The sequence below is a fragment of the Pseudomonas salicis genome (assembly GCF_057128705.1).
This window is the reverse complement of the sequence record NZ_JBSKHU010000002.1, coordinates 637,942-657,304: the sequence shown is the minus strand read 5'-3', so window position 1 is coordinate 657,304 and position 19,363 is coordinate 637,942. Positions and strand designations below refer to the sequence as shown.

Annotated in this window: 15 protein-coding genes; 6 read left to right on the top strand and 9 right to left on the bottom strand. The window is 60.2% G+C overall.

What is annotated here, in order from left to right:
• The first annotated feature begins 17 nt into the window (after nucleotides 1–17).
• Complete coding sequence (groL, locus tag ACWKWE_RS09195) at nucleotides 18–1,661, top strand: chaperonin GroEL (RefSeq protein ID WP_166596500.1); 1,644 nt, start codon at nucleotides 18–20, stop codon at nucleotides 1,659–1,661.
• A gap of 94 nt (nucleotides 1,662–1,755) precedes the next feature.
• Here groL and ACWKWE_RS09190 read toward each other — a convergent pair whose 3' ends face one another.
• Complete coding sequence (locus ACWKWE_RS09190) at nucleotides 1,756–2,499, bottom strand: phosphatase PAP2 family protein (RefSeq protein WP_166596501.1); 744 nt, start codon at nucleotides 2,497–2,499, stop codon at nucleotides 1,756–1,758.
• A gap of 231 nt (nucleotides 2,500–2,730) precedes the next feature.
• Here ACWKWE_RS09190 and colR point away from each other — a divergent pair, with 231 nt between their 5' ends.
• From colR to ACWKWE_RS09165, 5 genes are all read left to right on the top strand, one after another.
• On the top strand, nucleotides 2,731–3,414 hold the full coding sequence (gene colR, locus ACWKWE_RS09185) for a two-component system response regulator ColR (RefSeq protein ID WP_166596502.1): 684 nt from the start codon (nucleotides 2,731–2,733) through the stop codon (nucleotides 3,412–3,414).
• Complete coding sequence (locus tag ACWKWE_RS09180; protein ID WP_166596503.1) at nucleotides 3,404–4,684, top strand: sensor histidine kinase; 1,281 nt, start codon at nucleotides 3,404–3,406, stop codon at nucleotides 4,682–4,684. Before colR ends, ACWKWE_RS09180 begins: the two co-directional genes overlap by 11 nt.
• A gap of 207 nt (nucleotides 4,685–4,891) precedes the next feature.
• Nucleotides 4,892–5,560 carry a class I SAM-dependent methyltransferase gene (locus ACWKWE_RS09175; protein ID WP_166596504.1) on the top strand — a complete coding sequence of 223 codons (669 nt, stop codon included), beginning with the start codon at nucleotides 4,892–4,894 and terminating at the stop codon, nucleotides 5,558–5,560.
• 4 nt (nucleotides 5,561–5,564) lie between these two features.
• On the top strand, nucleotides 5,565–6,284 hold the full coding sequence (locus tag ACWKWE_RS09170; RefSeq protein ID WP_166596505.1) for a lipopolysaccharide kinase InaA family protein: 720 nt from the start codon (nucleotides 5,565–5,567) through the stop codon (nucleotides 6,282–6,284).
• Complete coding sequence (locus ACWKWE_RS09165; RefSeq protein WP_341962341.1) at nucleotides 6,281–6,508, top strand: hypothetical protein; 228 nt, start codon at nucleotides 6,281–6,283, stop codon at nucleotides 6,506–6,508. Before ACWKWE_RS09170 ends, ACWKWE_RS09165 begins: the two co-directional genes overlap by 4 nt.
• 57 nt (nucleotides 6,509–6,565) lie before the next feature.
• On the opposite strand, the gene ACWKWE_RS09160 is transcribed toward ACWKWE_RS09165, so the two are convergent.
• The 8 genes from ACWKWE_RS09160 to ACWKWE_RS09125 all read right to left on the bottom strand — a co-directional run bounded on the left by ACWKWE_RS09160 (nucleotide 6,566) and on the right by ACWKWE_RS09125 (nucleotide 19,086).
• Nucleotides 6,566–9,604: a multidrug efflux RND transporter permease subunit gene (locus tag ACWKWE_RS09160; RefSeq protein ID WP_483850325.1), complete on the bottom strand. Its 3,039-nt coding sequence runs from the start codon at nucleotides 9,602–9,604 to the stop codon at nucleotides 6,566–6,568.
• Nucleotides 9,605–9,631: 27 nt separating this feature from the next.
• Entirely contained in the window at nucleotides 9,632–10,783 is a 1,152-nt protein-coding gene (locus ACWKWE_RS09155) for an efflux RND transporter periplasmic adaptor subunit (RefSeq protein WP_483850324.1), read from the bottom strand.
• 103 nt (nucleotides 10,784–10,886) lie between these two features.
• A complete protein-coding gene (locus ACWKWE_RS09150) occupies nucleotides 10,887–11,984 on the bottom strand; it encodes a DUF1513 domain-containing protein (protein WP_483850323.1) in 1,098 nt (365 codons plus the stop codon).
• 1 nt (nucleotide 11,985) lies between these two features.
• A complete protein-coding gene (locus ACWKWE_RS09145; RefSeq protein WP_483850322.1) occupies nucleotides 11,986–13,050 on the bottom strand; it encodes an imelysin family protein in 1,065 nt (354 codons plus the stop codon).
• 30 nt (nucleotides 13,051–13,080) lie between these two features.
• Nucleotides 13,081–14,508, bottom strand: coding sequence for a di-heme oxidoreductase family protein (locus ACWKWE_RS09140; RefSeq protein WP_483850321.1), 1,428 nt, complete (start codon nucleotides 14,506–14,508; stop codon nucleotides 13,081–13,083).
• Between the two features lie 149 nt (nucleotides 14,509–14,657).
• Nucleotides 14,658–15,197, bottom strand: a complete 540-nt coding sequence (locus ACWKWE_RS09135) for an AP2/ERF family transcription factor (RefSeq protein WP_166596512.1) — start codon at nucleotides 15,195–15,197, stop codon at nucleotides 14,658–14,660.
• A gap of 250 nt (nucleotides 15,198–15,447) precedes the next feature.
• Nucleotides 15,448–16,803, bottom strand: coding sequence for an imelysin family protein (locus tag ACWKWE_RS09130; RefSeq protein ID WP_483850320.1), 1,356 nt, complete (start codon nucleotides 16,801–16,803; stop codon nucleotides 15,448–15,450).
• A gap of 231 nt (nucleotides 16,804–17,034) precedes the next feature.
• The gene (locus ACWKWE_RS09125) at nucleotides 17,035–19,086 is read right to left on the bottom strand and encodes a putative bifunctional diguanylate cyclase/phosphodiesterase (RefSeq protein WP_166596514.1); all 2,052 of its coding nucleotides are present in this window, start codon (nucleotides 19,084–19,086) and stop codon (nucleotides 17,035–17,037) included.
• Nucleotides 19,087–19,363 lie beyond the last annotated feature (277 nt).

The window sequence follows — 19,363 nt, the reverse complement described above, 5'->3', positions numbered from 1 at the left end:
TTTAAGGAATAACGATCATGGCTGCTAAAGAAGTTAAATTCGGCGACGCTGGCCGTAAAAAGATGCTGGCTGGTGTAAACGTCCTGGCCGACGCCGTCAAAGCGACCTTGGGCCCGAAAGGCCGTAACGTCATTATCGAGAAAAGCTTCGGCGCTCCGCTGATCACCAAAGACGGTGTATCGGTCGCCAAAGAAATCGAACTGAAAGACCGTTTCGAAAACATGGGCGCGCAGCTGGTTAAAGACGTTGCCTCCCGTGCGAACGACGACGCTGGCGACGGCACCACCACCGCGACCGTTCTGGCTCAAGCCATCGTCAACGAAGGCCTGAAAGCTGTCGCTGCCGGCATGAACCCGATGGACCTGAAGCGCGGCATCGACAAGGCGACCATCGCCATCGTTGCTGAGCTGAAGAAACTGTCCAAGCCTTGCACCGACACCAAAGCCATCGCTCAGGTCGGCACTATCTCGGCCAACTCCGACAACTCCATCGGCGACATCATTGCCGAAGCCATGGAAAAAGTGACCAAAGACGGCGTTATCACCGTTGAAGAAGGCACAGGTCTGGAAAACGAGCTGTCCGTCGTCGAAGGTATGCAGTTCGACCGCGGCTACCTGTCCCCGTACTTCATCAACAAGCCGGACACCATGGTGGCCGAGTTGGACAGCCCGCTGTTGCTGCTGGTCGACAAAAAGATCTCCAACATCCGCGAAATGCTGCCAGTCCTGGAAGCCGTTGCAAAAGCTGGCCGTCCACTGCTGATCGTTGCCGAAGACGTTGAAGGCGAAGCCCTGGCGACGCTGGTTGTGAACAACATGCGTGGCATCGTCAAAGTCGCTGCCGTCAAGGCACCAGGCTTCGGCGACCGTCGCAAGGCCATGCTGCAGGACATCGCTGTCCTGACTGGCGGCACCGTGATTTCCGAAGAAATCGGCCTGAGCCTGGAAACCACTACCCTGGAACACCTGGGTAATGCCAAGCGCGTCGTGTTGAACAAAGAAAACACCACCATCATCGACGGTGCTGGCGTTCGTACCGACATCGACGGCCGTATTGCTCAGATCCGTCAGCAAATCGGCGACACGTCTTCGGACTACGACAAAGAGAAACTGCAAGAGCGTCTGGCCAAGCTGTCGGGCGGCGTTGCAGTGATCAAGGTCGGTGCTGGTTCCGAAGTTGAAATGAAAGAGAAGAAAGCCCGCGTTGAAGACGCCCTGCACGCAACCCGCGCAGCCGTCGAAGAAGGCGTGGTGCCTGGCGGTGGTGTTGCGCTGGTTCGTTCGCTGCAAGCGATCTCCGAGCTGCGCGGCGACAACGCTGATCAGAACGTCGGTATCGCGCTGCTGCGTCGCGCTGTTGAAGCGCCACTGCGTCAGATCGTTGCCAACTCCGGCGACGAGCCAAGCGTTGTGGTCGACAAGGTCAAGCAGGGTTCGGGTAACTTCGGTTACAACGCTGCTTCCGGCGAATACGGCGACATGATCGAAATGGGTATCCTGGACCCGGCCAAAGTGACTCGCTCTGCTCTGCAAGCGGCGTCCTCGATTGCCAGTCTGATGATCACCACCGAAGCGATGATCGCTGACGTGGCAGAAGACAAACCAGCTGGCGGCGGCATGCCAGACATGGGCGGCATGGGTGGCATGGGCGGCATGATGTAAGCCAGCCTTACCCGGATGCACAAAAACCCCGCTTCGGCGGGGTTTTTTATGAGCGGGTTTCGGGGATTGGGAGTTGGCTCAGCCAACCCGACATTTACCCAGAAACCGTCGCCCCTTCGACCACTTTCTCTTTCTTGCCCATCGGTCGGTACAACACCGCGTAATAGGCCCCCAGGCAAATCAGCCAGCAGAACACCGCCGTCCAGATGTTATGGGAAAAGAAGTGGGCGCCCTGCAGCATCCGCCCCACTGAGAACACCGTTCCCAATCCAAAGGCGAAGATCAAACCCGCCTTGGCCAGACGCGGCTTGCGATCACGGAAAACGAAGAACAGCGCGAACAGCGTGAAGCCTGTCGCAGCGTGACCACCGGGCCAGCAACGGCCTGGTTTATCGGTAGGAGGGCGAGGGCTGAGCAGCTCGCTGTAAGTTTCCTGACCACCGAACTCCGTCAGGCTCCATGGGCATTGCACTGAGGTCACCACCTTGACGGGGGTGACGAAGCTGGTCGACAACGCCATCGACAGCACCATGCAGCCCAGCTCCCGTTTCCAGGGCTTCAGCCGTCCCACGAAGAACGACGCGATAAACCCCACGAACGACAGCACCCCCAGCGCGATCACCACTTGCTTGGCGCGGTCATGCAGGACGTTTTCCAGAAAATAGCTGTGCTTGCCAATGAACCCGCCCGTGGCCGGGTCGTACGCCAGCTTGGCAATGTCCATGTCCAGGGATGTCAGCTCCAGCAACAGCAAGGCAATGGCGGTCACCGCCGGAATGCCGAGATAAACCCACAGGTTGATCGGGCGCGAGGCGGGCCGTTCGAAGACTTCAGACATGGTGAATCCCGTGTGATGGCAAGGAAAAAACGAGGGTGGACCGAGAGCGTTCGGCAGTCTGTGCGCGGGTCTGTCGCGGGGCTGTGAATCAGGAGTGAAAAAAACGTTATGTGCAGTGGCGCTGGCCCTTGAGCGAACTTGGCCTTAAGCTGCCGCCAACTCTGACCCATTACTCAAGTATTTCGATACCCTCCGGGTCATGCCGACAACCGCATATGGAGACATGCACCCATGAGAATTCTGCTGGTTGAAGACAACCGCGACATCCTCGCCAACCTGGCGGACTATCTGGGCCTGAAGGGCTACACCGTCGATTGCGCGCAAGACGGGTTGTCCGGGCTGCACCTCGCTGCAACCGAACACTACGACCTGATTGTTCTGGACATCATGCTGCCGGGCATCGACGGCTATACCCTGTGCAAACGCCTGCGCGAAGACGCCCGCCGCGACACGCCGGTGATCATGCTCACGGCCCGCGATCAGCTCGATGACCGTCTTCAGGGCTTCCGCTCCGGCGCCGACGATTACCTGCTCAAGCCGTTCGCATTGTCGGAGCTGGCCGCGCGCATTGAAGCCGTGCTGCGTCGAGCCCAAGGCGGTGGTCGCCGCACCTTGCAGGTCGCTGACCTGATCTACGACCTCGACACCCTCGAAGTGACCCGCGAAGGCCGGATGCTCAAACTCAACCCGGTCGGGCTGAAGCTGTTGGCCGTGCTGATGCAAAAAAGCCCTCACGTGCTGCGCCGCGAAGTCCTTGAAGAAGCGTTGTGGGGCGATGATTGCCCGGACAGCGACAGCCTGCGCAGCCACGTTCACCAATTGCGCCAGGTGATCGACAAACCGTTCGACAAGCCGCTGCTGCAAACGGTGCATGGCGTCGGTTATCGCCTGGCCGAGGGCCGCGATGGAGTTTAAGCAGAGCCTTGCCCAGCGGATCATCATCGCCTTTGCGCTGATGAGCGCGCTGGTGGCCGGCTCGTTCGCCATGGGCATTGTCGCGACGGTGCACCTGGTTGAAGAAAAGCTGATTTCGGCAGGCTTGGGCGGTGACCTGACGCGCCTGTTGTTGATGGACAGCGTCGAGGACTGGAGCCACCGGCCCGAGCCCGATCAGTTGTTCTATTTCAGCGGCGGTCCGGGAGATTTTGAGCTGCCCAAAGACCTGCGCCACCTGGAGCCCGGTTTTCACGAGGTGTTCCGAGGTCCGCTGTCGTATCACGCGATGGTCGAAGTGGTCGACGGCCGCCATTACGTACTGCTGCAAGACCAAAGCGACTTCGAAGAGCGCGAGCGCGTGCTGTTCGCCGTGGTGCTGGTGGGCTTCGTACTGGCACTGGCGTTGGCGATTTTCCTCGGCTGGGTATTGGCGCGTCGGGTGATGGCGCCGGTCGTGAGGTTGGCGCGTCAGGTGCGTCATCGCGATCAACTGCTGGGCCTTGCCCCGCCGCTGGCCCCCGATTACGCCGCCGACGAAGTCGGTGAACTGGCCGTGGCCTTCGACGCGACATTGGGGCGTCTGCGCGATGCCTTGACCCGCGAGCGGATGTTCACCAGCGACGTCAGCCATGAATTGCGCACGCCGCTGATGGTGCTCGCCAGTTCCTGCGAATTGCTGCTTGAAAACCCGGCCCTCGATCAACGCGCCCGTGCGCAGGTCGAGCGGGTAGGGCGCGCGTGCGAAGAGATGCGCGACCTGGTCCAGACCTTCCTCATGCTGGCCCGCACACAACGTGACGACGCTGGCATGAATCCCCAGCTGTCACTGCAGGGTGCCGCACAACAGCTGCTGACGCTGTGGCGTGAGCCGATCGAGGCGAAGGGGTTGCTGCTGGAGTATCACCCCGAGGCCGCCTCGCAGACGCCTCATAACGCGACGTTTCTGTATGCGGTCATGGGTAACCTCCTTCGCAACGCGCTGCATTACACCGACCATGGGTTCATTCGTCTGACGTTGTTGCCCAACGGCTTCACGGTGGAGGATTCCGGCGTCGGTATTCCCGAGGAAAAACGCGAGGCCATGTTCCAGCCGTTCGTGCGCGGAAGCGAAAAACGCGGTGAAGGGCTGGGACTCGGTTTGTCACTGGTGCAGCGTATCTGCGAGAACCAGGGCTGGACCGTCAGCCTCGACACGATGGAGCCGAACGGCTGTCGTTTCAGCGTCGATTTTGGCAAGGCGAAAGGTTGATCCCGTCAGATGAATCATTGCGCAGCAATGTATAGACAATGTAAATGTTGCTGCGATTTGGCGAGTTATGGCCCTATGCTAGCCCATCTTCTGGAAAAACCTCGTAACATTTGCGCACATAAAGGCACGTTTTTTTCACATCATCGTGACCTGACGATGACGTAAATCCACTTAATTTTGGCTGCATCACCTTACGGAGATACAGCCATGAGCAAGCGGATCGAGTTAGATTTTTCGCGCAAATACGACGATGCACACGCCAGAAAATATTTGCACAAACATCGGGACGGATTAGCGCGGCGGTTGTCAGATCGTCGCGACAAACAGCTGGCAAGGCATGCGCTGGCCCTCGCGGGGGAACCTGGTCTTGTGCTGGACCTTCCCTGTGGCGCGGGTCGTTTCTGGCCCGTGCTGGCTGAAAAAGCCAACCGGGTCATCATCGGCGCCGACAATTCGGCCTCGATGGTGAAGACGGCATGCGAGTCGCAACCGGCCGACGTGGTGAAACGGGTACGACCCTTGCAGACATCTGCATTCGCCATCGACATGCCAGATAACGCCGTCGACAGCATTTTTTGCATGCGCCTGATGCACCACATCGGCAAGGCCGAAGACAGAGCGGTGTTGTTGAATGAGTTTCACCGCGTGACCCGCGACAGCGTGATCATTTCACTCTGGGTGGACGGCAATTTCAAAGCCTGGAAGCGCAAGCGTGCAGAAAGTACCCGCCAGCAGGAGGGCTACCAGAACCGCTTCGTGTTACCGGCAGCCACAGTGGAAGCCGAATTCGAGAAGGCAGGATTTCGCGTTCAGGAACGCTTGGATTTCCTGCCGTTGTACGCCATGTGGCGTGTGTATCTATTACGTAAGAGGTAACAGGATGGCCGTGGATTTTGCAGCAGAGTTGACCCTTCCCGCCAAGGACCGTTTCGCCTATTTCTGGAATACCAAAGGTGACTGGGTGGAAGAACCCAACGTTCGCCGTGGTGGTGAGAGTGGCGTGCAACGCGTCGTTTCGGAGAACGGTCGGCTGCTGTACGTCAAACGGCAAGTCGGTCACATCTACCGCAGTTGGCTGCATCCGTTCGGTCGTCCGACGGTGTTGCGCGAGCGGGACGCGCTGGAAGGGCTGCGACAACTGAACGTCAGTGTTCCGCGCATGGTGTTCTGTGGCGCCGAACGTGACGAGAACAACGAATGGCGTGCGCTGTTGGTGACGGCGTCGCTGGACGGGTTCGACGAGTTCGAGAACTGGCTCAAGGCCGGTGGGCGCGAGCAGTACGGCGAGGCTGTTTACGAGCAGATGCTCAAGGAACTGGCCGTCAATCTGGCGCGCATGCATAAAGGGCGCTGGCAACACAGCTGCATCTATATCAAGCACGTTTTCGTGCGTGTGGTGGGCGAGGGCGCCAATGCCAGACCCGAAGTTGCACTGATCGATCTGGAGAAGTGCCGTCAGCGTCTGACCGCCTACGGCGCCGCACAACACGACATGAAACAACTGCGTCGCCATTCGTCGTTTGCATCAGCGGATTGGAGCAAGCTCGTCTACTTTTACGAGACGGCGTTTGGCAGCCCCATCAAAGGTTTAGATCGATGAAGTTAGAACTGGCGCGAGGTTTGTTTTTGGTCGGGGCGTTGGGCATCACGTCCATCGCCATGGCTGCCTGGGAGCAACCCAAGGCCCAGATTCTGAGCGCGGTACACGGTGAGGGGCGCTGCCCTTTGCCGCGGGTGGCGAAGGCCGCTTTGCCCGTACGCCCGGATCACGATCTGCTGTTGCTGATGTTCGGTTTGGCACAAGGGACGGGGCCGCAGCATTGAAATCACCCTCTGACTGAAAAGCCCCGATGATTCGGGGCTTTTTTCTGCTGTGGCTATTTACGCGGGTGCCTTCGCGTCATCCTTCCCCGCCAGCACCGTATAGACACACGGCAGCACAAACAGGGTGAACAACGTTCCTACCGACATCCCCGTCGCGATCACCAGGCCGATGTCAAAACGGCTCACCGCACCGGCACCGGTTGCGAGGATCAGCGGCACCATGCCGAACACCATCGCCGCGGTTGTCATCAACACCGGACGCAAACGAATCGCCGCCGCTTCCTCCACGGCCTCGCGCGCGCTTGACCCCTTGTCACGCCGCAATTGGTTGGCGAATTCCACGATCAGAATTCCGTGTTTGCTGATCAAACCGATCAGCGTCACCAGCCCGACCTGCGTATAGATGTTCAGTGTCGATATCCCGAGGAACAACGGAATCAGCGCGCCACAGATCGACAGCGGCACCGTCACCAGAATCACCAGCGGGTCGCGGAAGCTCTCGAACTGCGCCGCCAGCACCAGGAAGATGATCGCCAGTGCCAGCCCGAACGTCACCCACAGCGCGTTGCCTTCCTGCACGAACTGCCGCGATGCCCCTGCGTAGTCATAGGCAAAACCGGCCGGGGCTTCTTCGCTGGCGATCTGCCGGACCGTCTCGATGGCTTCCCCCATGCTCACCAGCGGGAAACCCGAGATGATCGCTGAGTTCAGCTGCTGGAACTGGTTGAGCTGACGCGGTCGTGCGCGGTCGCTGACGGTGATCAACGTCGACAGCGGCAACATAGCGCCTTCGGCGTTTTTCACGTAGTAGTTGGACAGCCATTGCGGGTTGTCGCGATAGGCGCGCTCCACCTGAGCGATGACCTTGTAACTGCGACCATCGATCGTGAAACGGTTGATTTCCGCCTCGCCTAGCAACGTCGCCAGGCTGCCGCCCAAATCCTGCATCGATACGCCCATCTGCGCGGCCTTGGCGCGGTCAATGTCGACCACCACTTCCGGCTTGTCGAAGGCCAGATCAAGATCGAGAAACGCGAACTTGCCGGACTCGGTCGCCCGTTTCTTGATCCGGTTCACGACCTCTAGCAGGGCGGCGTAATCGTTGGGCGTGTTGATCACGAACTGAAACGGCAGCCCCTCACCGGTGCCCGGCAGCGATGGCAGGTTGAAGCCGAAAATCTGCAAACCGGTGATGCCTTCAAGCTTCGCCTGCACTTCGGGCAACAGCTGCATTTGCGTGCGGCTGCGTTCGTCCCACGGCTTGAGCAGAAACCCGCCGACGCCGGTCTGCACGCCGTTGAAACCGTTGATCTGGAACGACGAGTAATACTCCGGAAACGCCTTGAAGATGCTGATGAACTGGTCGGTGTACTTGTTCATATAGTCAAGGTTGGTCGGCTGGGGCGACGTCGCCATCATGAAAATGATGCCCTGATCTTCGTCCGGCGCCAGTTGCGACTGGCTGAACTTGAGGAAGACCGGAATCAGGCACAGCACCAGCACCGCGAAGACGATCACCACTGGCCGGGTGTTCAGCGTGCCGTGCAGCACCCGCTGATAACGCACTTTCAGGCCGTCGAAAATCTGATCGAGCTTGTGGGCGAGCCCGCTGGGGTTTTCGTCGTGGCGCAACAGCACGGCGCACATCATCGGCGAGAGGGTCAGCGCCACCACGCCGGAAATCACCACCGCGCCCGCGAGGGTCAGCGCGAACTCCTTGAACAACGCCCCGGTCAGCCCCTCCAGAAAACCAATCGGTGCGTATACCGCCGCCAACGTGATGGTCATCGAGACCACCGGCATGGCGATTTCTCTAGCGCCTTCGAGCGCAGCGTTGAGCGGCGTCTTGCCTTCTTCGATGTGGCGATGGATGTTTTCCACCACGACGATGGCGTCGTCCACCACCAAGCCAATCGCCAGCACCATGGCCAGCAGCGTCAGCAGGTTGATCGAATAGCCCATCATCTGCATGAAGAACAGCACGCCGATCATTGACAGTGGAATGGTCACCACTGGGATCAGCACCGAACGCAAAGCCCCGAGGAACAGGAACACCACGACGATGACGATCAAGACCGCTTCGATCAGGGTTTTCACCACCTCATGGATCGACGCCTGAATGAACAGCGTGGCGTCGTAGGCAATGGAGGCTTTCAGGCTCGGCGGCAACTGGCTTTCCAGCTCTGGCATGATCCGCCGGACTTCCTTGATCACGTCCAGCGGGTTGGAGCTGGGCGTGCCCTTGATGCCGATATAGACCGACGGTGTGCCGTCGAACGAGCTGACGGTGTCGTAGTTTTCCGCACCCATTTCCACCCGCGCCACGTCACCCAGCAGCACGCGGCTGTCGCCCACGGTCTTGAGCGGGATGGCCGCGAAGGTTTCCGGGGATTTCAGGTCGGTGGTGGCGTTGACGCTGGTGACCACGTATTCGCCTTTCACTTCGCCCGCCGCCGAGAGAAAGTTGTACTTGCGCACGGCGTCGGTGACGTCGTTGGCTGTGAGGCCGAAGCCCGCGAGTTTCACGGGGTCCAGCCACAAGCGCATGGCGAACACCTGATTGCCGAGGATCTCCGCCTGCGCCATGCCCGGCAGGGTCGCCAGCTTTGGCTGAATGACCCGCGACAGGTAATCGGTGATCTGCGGGTTGTTCAGCTCCGCGCTGTAGAAACTGATGTACATCAGCGCCGAGGCGTCGGCCGCCTCTTTGGTCAGCACCGGGTCTTCGGCGTCCTGGGGCAGCTTGTTCTTCACCTCGTTGGCCTTGGCCAGCAGCTCGGTGTAGAGGCGGTCGCTGTTGGAGCCGATGCGCGCGTAGATGGAAATCACCGAGAAGTTCTGACGACTGACCGAGGTCATGTAGTCGATGCCTTCGGCGCTCGCCAGACTTTGCTGCAGCGGTTGTGTGATGTAGCCCTGAATGGTTTCGGCGTTGGCACCGGGGTACGCCGTGGTCACGGTGATCAAGGCGTTTTCCATCTGCGGGTACTGGCGGATGGTCAGTTTGCTGAACGCCTGGAACCCCAGCAGCACGATCAGCAGGCTGATCACGCTGGCGAGGACGGGGCGACGGATGAACGGGTCTGTAAATGCCATGCAAGCTCCTTCGACGATCAACCAGGGTCAGTCAACCTTGGGTTGGCCGCTCTGTTCGACGGGGGCTGCCGGATCGGCACTGATGGCGACGCTCGCGCCGTTGTCCAGTTTCAGCTGGCCACCGGTCACCACTTGCTCGCCCGTTTTCAAACCCTTGCGGATGATTACCAGGCCACCGCGCCGCTCGCCGGTTTCGACGAAGCGCCGCTCCACGGCCAGTTGCTGCTCGCCTTTGGTGGTCTTCTCGGGTTGCCCGTCGGCGTTCTTTTTCGGGACGATGACGAACACCGAGTTGCCGTACAGCGTGTAGGTGATGGTGCTTTCCGGCACGACCAACTCCCGGGTGTCCTGGCCGAGCATCACTTGCAGATTGGCGAACATGCCGGGCAGCAGCTTGCTGTCGGGGTTGGGCAGGGTGGCGCGGACCAGCACGTTGCGCGTGGCGTCTTCGACCTTGGGATTGATAGCACTGAGGCTGGCGTTGAACGTGCTGCCGGGATAGGCCCCGACGCTGACCTGCACCTGCTGTCCGAGGGCCAGTTTCGGCAGGACCTGTTCGGGCACGAAGAAATCGACGTAAAGGCTGCTCAAGTCTTGCAGCGTGGCAATGACGGTGCCGCTGGCGAGGTAGTCGCCGACGTCCACCTGACGAATGCCGATGGTGCCGCTGAAGGGCGCGAGAATACGTTTCTTGGCCAACGAGGCATTGAGTTGTGCGACCGTCGCGGCGGCTTTTTTCTGGGTGGCGGCGAGCTTGTCGAAATCGCCTTTGGAGATCGCCGCATCGCCCACCAGCTTGCTGCCGCGCCCGTAATCCACCTGGGCCAGCCCGAGGTCGGCTTCGGCGGTGCCCAGCAGGGCTTTTTCCACGTCGCTGTCGAGTTGCAGCAACGGTTGACCGGCCTTGACCTTTTGCCCGGATTCGAACTGCAACGCCTTGACCGTGCCCGCCACTTCGAGGCTCAGGTTCACGCCCTGCAAGGCTTTGAGGCTGCCGATGGCGGGCAGGCGATTCTGCCATGCCTGCTCGGTCACGACGGCGACCGCCACGTTGATCGGGGGTTTTGGGGCGGTGAATTGCTGGATCTGTTTGTAGACCGAAAACGCCTTGTACCCGCCCAGGGCCAAGACCACGATCAACACCATTCCCAGCATGATCAACATGCGGCGACGCAACATATTCCACTTCCTTGGAAAAACAGATGAAACAGGCGAGCACGTTAGTCGTGTCTCGGTGTTGTTACCAGTATCGCCCTGCGCCGCGCCCCTTCAAGGGGCTGCATCACACCAAATGCAGATGGTTGTCCCACAGCCCCGCTGGCAGCTCCAACGGCTGGGGCACCAGTGTGCTTTGACGGCAATCATAGAACCGGCAACGCCCTTGGCCGGACGTGACGACAAACCCGTCCTTCACCGCCCCGACCCCAGCGCAATCGGGAAGCGGTGCATCGAGCTTGACGGTGCCGCTGTCCAGATCCCATATGAAGAAACGATTGCCACGCGGCGCCGTTAAGGCTACGAGACGCAAATCGTTGTGGATTGCCACGCTGGCCGTGTAATGCGCCATGGCTTGCAGCTGTTGATCAGCCACCGGAAACGCCTGAAACGGCTGCCCCGGTCGTTTGATTGCCAGCAGTTCTGCGGATTCGTGAGAGGGCCCCATGAACTGTTGACCCGCCACAATCGTGCCGTCGGTGGCAATCGCCATGTGCCGCACGCTGTTCATCTGCTGCGACAAGGTTTCCTTGCTCAAGAGCGTGCCGTCCCGTTTCATCAGCACAAGGCTCGGCTCCATGGCATTGAGGTTCATCTCGACACGGCTTTCCGCTTCGGTGCGAATCCCGCCGTTGGCCACCGCCAGTGTTTCGCCGTCGGGCATCCATGAGACCTGATGCGGCCCGATGCCGTGGGTGGAGATTTCGCCCGCGTGTTCCAGACGCTCGCCAACGAACCGATAGACCCCCAACACACCGCGCCCCGGATCGGTGGTGTCGTTTTCGGTGGCGTACAGCCAGTCGCCGCTTTTGTGGACGACGGCGTGGCCATAGAAGTGTCGGTTCGGTCGGGACGTGAGGGTCTGCAACAGACGTCCGTCGCGCAGGTCGATCAAATAACTTTCGGTGCCGGGACGTCGGGCAACGAACAGCGCGATGGGCAGCTCAGGGTGATTGATGATGTCGTGGCAACGCTGGGCGACGTGGGTGGCAAACACCTGCGTGCCGTCCACGCGATAGCCCACGGCATAGTGCTGGCCGTTTGCACCGTCACGGGCAGAAAGCAGCAGCGGGCTTTCGCCCTTTTTCTTGAACAGCGTCCAGCCCCCCAGCGTGCAGGCGCTGAGCACAAGGCTGCCGAGGGCAAGGGCCTGACGTCGCAACATATCAGTCACCATCGTTGGCATTGAAACCCAGTTGAATGCCCAACGCCTTGGCCAGCTCGCCTTCGTGCAGGCGATGAACCGCGTTGAGGCTGTCGTAGAACGCGTTCAACTGCTGACGGCCTTGTTCGCTCGCCAGCAGATCAGCCAGCGGCGGTTTCAGGGCGGCCAGCTGTTTGCGGCTCTCGGCATACGCTGCATCGATCTTGTCGGCCAATGGCTTTTGTTCGGCAGTCAGCAGGCCACGCAGGCCCTTGTTGTCCACGCCCGCCCACACGGTTTCGGCGCTCGCCAGGCTCGCTTGCAGGCTGCTCAACGACGCCTTGCTGCGCCATGCCTCGGCCTGGAACGGCTGTGGCACACCCTTGGATTGACGGCCCAGCGGCGTGCCGAGTTTTTTCTTCAAGGTGTCGAGGGCTGTGACCTGCACGCGCAGCAATTCGGCAATGGCTTCGTGAGAATCGGCGTAGCGCTGATTCGGAAACTTGCTCAACTGCGCGAGCATGCCGTCGGTGCTGTTCCAGCTGTTGAGGATGTCTTCGGCCAGCGACTTCTGGCGTTCGCCAATGGCAGTGAGCAGCGGGCAGTAACGGGCTTTCTGTTCGGCGGTCGCCATGTCGATCTCAGCGTCGAACAAAATGTATTCGTAGGCCGAAAGGCCTTGAACCACGACGCTGGATTTGGACAGGGCGTCGGCACTGATCGGCGGCTGCGCGCTGACCAGTTGCTCGACCTGACGCCCGACCAGGTTTTTCTTGTCTGGCCAGAACTGGACTTGCCACGAACGGTTACCTTCGGCGAGCGGCCCGATCAGCAGTGGCTGCAATTCAGCCCAGGCTTTTTGCGCGTGAAGGAAGTCGGCGCGGGCGGTGTCCAGGTCGGATTTGCCTTCGCAGAACGTCAGCGCGCTCACGGCCAGTTGCCGGTCGGCATCGACCCAGCGGCTGTAGGTCGGCAGGATCACTTGCTTGGCGATGGCGGCGGACGTCACGGCCTGTGGGTCCGATGGCGTGCAGGCACCCAGCGCGAGCGCGGCGAGGCTGGTGAACAACAGCTTGGGACGGAACATGTCCGGCTCCTTATCGTTTGAAAATTGCGTTTATAAAGAATTCAGGAACGCCAGCAGCGCAGCGCGCTGTTCTGCGTCGAAGGCCAGCACGTGGCGCTGCGCCGGCAACGCTTCGCCGCCATGCCACAGCACTGCTTCCATCAGATCGCGGGCGCGCCCGTCGTGGAGAAATTGCGTGTGGCCGCTGACGGTCTGCGTCAGCCCGATGCCCCACAAGGGCGGGGTTCGCCACTGCTGGCCGGTGGCCTGAAATTCACTGAGGTTGTCGGCCAGCCCTTCGCCCATGTCGTGCAGCAAGAGGTCGGTGTAGGGGCGGATCACTTGATTGGCCAGCTCGGGTTCGGCCGCATCGGCAGCGGTGGTGAACTGCGGCGTGTGGCATTGCTGACACCCGGCCTTGAAGAACAGATTCTTGCCTTGCAGCACCTGCGCATCGCCGACGTCGCGACGGGCCGGGACCCCCAGGTTGCGTGCGTAGAAAGTGATCAGCCGCAAGATGTTGTCGCTGACTTCCGGTTCGCCATTCGGGCCTTCACCACTCGGTGCTTCCTTGCAGGCGGTTTGCGAAGGGGTGCAATCGTCAGCAGGTTTCAGGTGGGACGTCAGCCCCATGTCCCCGGCCAGCGCGTGGGCGTTCTGTTGATTGACGGTGGGCTGTGCGGCCTTCCAGCCGAAACGCCCCAATACGGGCTTTTGCTGCGCGTCGTCCCACACCCAGTTGGGCGTGCCGGTGATGCCGGTGCCGTTCTTGTCATCGGGGTTGGCGTTGGCCAGGATCGCCGCGTCGGGAATGGCTTCGAGCAGACCCAATCCGATCATCGGCGGCGCGATGCGTGCGGACGCGCGGGTTTGAGGGTGCATCGGCCCGTAACCGAGTTGGGTGATTCGCAGCGTCGGGCGACGCAGGTGAGCGGGGGTGCCGTCGCGAAAATGCACGGTCATCGAGTCGTACTCGACGCGCACCTTGGCCTCGGGGGGGACGCCGGGTATCGCCATGTCTTGCAGTTGTGTGCCGTAGACCGGCTCGGGCGTCAGGCCCAGCCGTTTGATGTGTTCGGCATAGGCGGGCGCATCGGGAATCGACAGGCGCACCAGCATCGACACGGCGTTATCAGCGCCCGGCTCGGGCGGATGACCGCGGCCGTCCTTGATGTGGCAGTTCTGGCAGGCGTTGGTGTTGAACAGCGGCCCGAGGCCGTCCCGCGCGGTGGTTGTCGATGGCGCGATGACCCACGGGTTGCGAAAGAAACTGTTACCGACGCTGAAATCCAGGCGTCGGCTGGGGGAGAGATTGGCGGACGGCAGCGAAAACGCGTTGCGGTCGCTCTTGTTGACTGTGGTCGCGCCACCGGACAACGCTTCACCGGGTTCCGCAGACGTGAAACGCGGGGCGTCATCGCACCCGCCAAGGGCCCAGGCCATCAGCAGGTAAAACGAAAAACGGAACCGCGCAGTCATACAGATCCTGCAAAAGGGGTGGAAATCGGGGCGAGCAAGCTTACCAGCCCCGTCTGTGAGGAATAAGAGGGATTAGCGTTTGTAAGCGCCTCTCGAAACGTGTTGTAACCAATTTGCTGGCAGAGCGGGTGTCTGACCAGACGGCCTCGTCAGAAGCCTGAAATATCCAGTGAAGGGTTCTCCACCAGAAGCTGCATCATGCGTTTTTCACCTTCGATCACTTTGAAACATCGGTAGTCGCCGATGCTGTCGAGTTGGCGTTCTCGTTCGCGAATCGCCAGCTCCTTGGCACGTTCATACCCGTAGTGTTCGACCCTGAACGACTTGGTCACGCTGCTGCCGTTGCGCAAGGTGGTGCGGGCGACCCAATAGGCGATGCCGGTGTAGCAGCGGTAATGCACACCGGGATAGCCGCTGGTGTTGGTGGCGATGATGCGTTGGCGGATGTCGCGGCTGAGCTTGGGCAGGTACGTGAGCAGCAATTCGTCCCGACAGGCGTCAGCCGCCTTGCGGGCCTCTTCACGGCCGCCATAGCGTGAGAATGAGAAAAGTCGGTTGAGGGTCTTGCCATCGCGATAGATCGTCACTTTCCAGGCACGGGGCCCTTTGATGCCGACCAGCAAATGGATTCCGTAGTTGTTGGTTTTGAGCTTGCTGACGCGGCGCCTTTTATTATTTCTCTTGGGCACTGTCTGTCTCCTCCTGGATGGGATGGGGTCAAGGAAGTGCGCATGATCGGTGGCGAATTCGGGGTGTTCAATCCGACAAATAATGAACAGGAAAAGACCTACAAAACTTACAGATCGGTCCTCAGAAGCCCTTTATTTGCTGGGGTTTTACGCTTTTTATGACGCACAAAAAAAGGCCAATCCGAGGGTGGATTGGCCTTCATTTGACGTTCATTCAGACGCGCTCCGAAGAGCGCTTCTTTTGCGTCGATCAGAACTCGTGATCGGCGTTGTCAGGGTTCAGATCGGTGATGCCCAGCTTGCCTGCGGCCTGTTCGATGGCGCCGGTCTGCTTGACCAATGCCGCGATGGCATCACGCACGACCTGATTGCCCGCAGTATTGCCTGCGGCGATCAACTGATCGAAATGCTCGCCCTTGTTGGCGTGATCGACGATCACTTGCAGCTTGGCCTGGGTGTCGTCCAGATCGGCGCGCAGCGTGGTGTCGGTTGCAGCATCGGCTTTTCCGACCAGCGAAGACAGACTAGGGCCGCTGACCTTGCTGCCGTCTACGCGGGTGTATTCGCCCAGATAAACATTGCGAATACCCAGCCCGTTGTAGAAGTGCGAGTGGTGGGTGTTGTCGCTGAAGCAGTCGTGCTCGTCTTCGCTGGAGTTGGCTTCCAGTGCGACCTTCATGCGCTCGCCCGCCAGTTCGCCCAGGGACAGGCTGCCCATGCCGAACAGCATCTTGCGCAGCCCGCTTTCGCCCGATTCGGCTTCCAGCGTGGCGCGGTAGTTGTCGGCGACGCCTGGCTTCCAGTTGCCGACCATCTCTTCCAGATCGCTCACCAGCAGGTCGGTGGCGGCCTTCAGGTAGGCGCGACGACGGTCGTTATGACCGCCCGTGCCGCCGTTGCCTTCGATGTAATCGCTGGCGGGACGCTCACCGGCGCCAGGGCCGTTGCCGTGAAGGTCCTGGCCCCAGAGCAGGAATTCAATGGCGTGATAACCCGTGGCAACGTTGGCCTCGGCGCCGCCCAGTTCGTTCAGGCTGGCCAGTTTTTCAGGGGTGATTTCAGTGACATCGACTTTGTCCTCGCCGACCTGAATCGAGGTATTGGCGATGATATTCGCCGTAGCGCCAGGGTTGCCCAAGGCATGCTGGTAATCCTTGGCGACGTAGTCGATCAGGCCTTCGTCCAACGGCCAGGCGTTCACCTGACCCTCCCAGTCGTCGATGATGGTGTTGCCGAAGCGGAACACTTCGGTCTGCATGTAAGGCACACGCGCTGCAAGCCACGCGTCGCGAGCGGCTTTCAGGGTCTGGTCGTTCGGGGAGGCAAGGAAGGCGTCGACGGCAGTGCTCAGTTTCTTCGCAGTGGATTCGGCGTCGCTGAACGCGGCAAATACGATGTTCGCGTAGTTGGCCACCACGGCCTTGGCTGCGGCATCGCTGGTCTGCGCTGGCGTTGCGGCCGGTTGGGCAGCAGGTGCTGCTGGGGCGGCAGCGGCGGGTGCGGGAGTCGGAGCGGCGGCAGCGGGCTTGTCCTTGCCTTGGTCACAACCGGCCAAAGCGATAGCGATGGCCAGCAGACTGGCGGTTGCCAGGGGCGTACGAATCATGACGGAATCCTGCGTCGAGAGGTGTGTGAACGGTGGCGAGCGCCAGTAAATCCGCGCAATGATGCGAAAGATTTGCATTCGGTGTAAAGGCAAAATGCCCAGAGCCGACGGAGGAGATATTTCAAGCTGTTACAGAATTTGAGCCCAACGCTGTAGCCGCATGGCTTGCCAGCGGCGACGATCTTGAGGGGCTCACCGCCGGCAAGCCTAACTCAGACAGCGTGTGGGTGGTTAGAGCACGCCCATGTGGGTGCGATGCGCTTGCTTCAGATACGACAGCAACTCACGGGCAGGCAGTGGCTTGCTGTAGAAATAGCCCTGACCTTCGTGGCAGCCCTCGGAAATGATGTAAGCCTCTTGCTCGGTGGTTTCCACGCCTTCGGCGATGACCTGCATGCCGAGGCTTTTGCCGAGCTGGATAATGGCGCGCACGATGGTGGCGTCGTCATCGTCGTCGATCAGGTCCTGAACGAAGCTCTTGTCGATTTTGATTTTGTCCAGCGGCAAGCTCTTGAGGTAACTCAGGGACGAATAGCCGGTGCCGAAGTCATCAATGGCGATCAGCGCGCCAGAGCGGCGCAGGCTGAGCAGGTGTTGGGCAGCGGTGCTGATGTCTTCCATCAGGCCGGTTTCGGTGACTTCCAGCTCAAGACTGCGCGGCGGCAGGCGGTATATCTGTAGCAGGTTGTTGACCACGCGCGGCAGTTCGGAGTGGTGCAGTTGAACAGTGGACAGGTTGACCGCCATGCGCAGGTCGGTGAAGCCCTGATCGTGCCATTCACGCAGCTGTTTACAGGCTTGATCCAGCACCCATTCGCCGATGGCAATGATGGTGCCGTTCTGTTCGGCCAGCGGAATGAACTGGTCGGGCGGCACGAAGCCATGCTCGGGATGCGTCCAGCGAATCAGTGCTTCCACGCCCACCACCCGTTGATCGCGGTAGCTGATCTGCGGCTGGTAGACAAGGTGAAACTGATTGCGCACCAAGGCTTCGCGCAGGTCTTTTTCCAACTCGCGGCGGCGGCGCATTTCGCTGTCGACGCTGGCGATGTAGAACTGGTAACGGTTGCGCGAACGGGCCTTGGCCAGGGTCATGGTCTGTTCGGCTTTCTGCAGCAGCTTCTCGGTGCTGTCGCCATCTTCCGGGAACAGGGTGATGCCGATGGTGGCGCGCAGGCGGATTTCTTCCCCGTCCACGGAAAACGGCGCCTCCAGGTCATCGAGGATATTCTGTGCCAGTTCGGCGGCTTCGTAAGGCTGCTCGATGTCGGCCTGAACCAGCGCGAACTGGTCGCCCCCCAGCCGTGCCAGCGCGCCGAGACGGCCACTGTGGCTGCGCAGACGGTCGGCCAGTGCCAGCAGCAATTGGTCGCCGGCCTGATAGCTGAATTGTTCGTTGATGCCTTTGAAATCGTCCAGACCGACGCACAACACGGCGACGCGATGCTGCACCTTACCGGCGTCGATCAGAATCTTGTCCAGTTGCTGCTGCAATTGCTGGCGATTGGGGAGGCCGGTCAGAAAGTCGTATTGCGCCATGCGCAGCAGGCTGGATTCCGCTTCGTGACGCAGATGGGTATTGCGTTCGATAGACGCCAGCAACTCGTTGGCGGTGTTGACCCAGATGCCCAGCTCGTTTTTCTCGTGGCCCTTGAGCAGCGGCAACTGGTGCTCACTGGGGCGGTCGGGATTGATGCTGGTCAGGTGTTCGATGATGCGCGACAGCGGCTTGGTCAGCAGCCAGTGATAGACGAGATACAGCACGAGGCCCATGGCCAGCGCTCGCAGCACGCCAGAGATGAAAATGATCATCGAATTGATCAGAAAGCCTTCGCCGTAAGTCGCGGTGTCCAGCGTGATACGCAGGTCGCCGTAGTATTCGCTGTACGGGCTGCGGCCGACCAATTGGGTGGTGAAGCTGCGCTCCTGGCCGAGAATCGGGTCGGTCAGCCAGCGCGTGGGAGAAGGTTTGAGGTCACGGGTTTTTTCCGCAAGCAGCGTCTCGTTGGGATGACCAATGGACGCCATGCGCACGGCCTTGTCCTGGAACAGGCCTTCAATGACCTGCATGCCCATTTCCCGGTCCAGGCTATAGACAGCCTGAGTCGACGGGTCCCGGAACATGTCGAGAATCCGCTCGGCGTCAGTGGCAACCGCCTGGCGCGTTTTGTAGGCGTCGTACACGATCTGCGCGCAGCTGAGCACAACGCCCACGACCAGCGCCGACAACAACACCACACGCAGCAGCTTCACCGACAAGCTGTTTTTGAGTTCCAGCTTCAAATGGGCATTCCTTCATCCATGCTGGGCGACTGCTTGCAAGCATTGGCAATGCAGACCTTCGGGTCAAGGTCTTGATACACCTCTGACCTGTTTCATTTGGATAACGATTCACATGCAGGCAAGTAAGGCTATCAACACTGTGTCGGTAAACAGGAGGCGGAACTTGAGCCTCGCTTCGTCGATATCCGGCGGAAACTGATATTAGTCCGCTATCGTTTTCTGACAATACATAAAGGACGAACAGAAGGCGAAAAAAAACCCGGACAGGCCGGGTTTT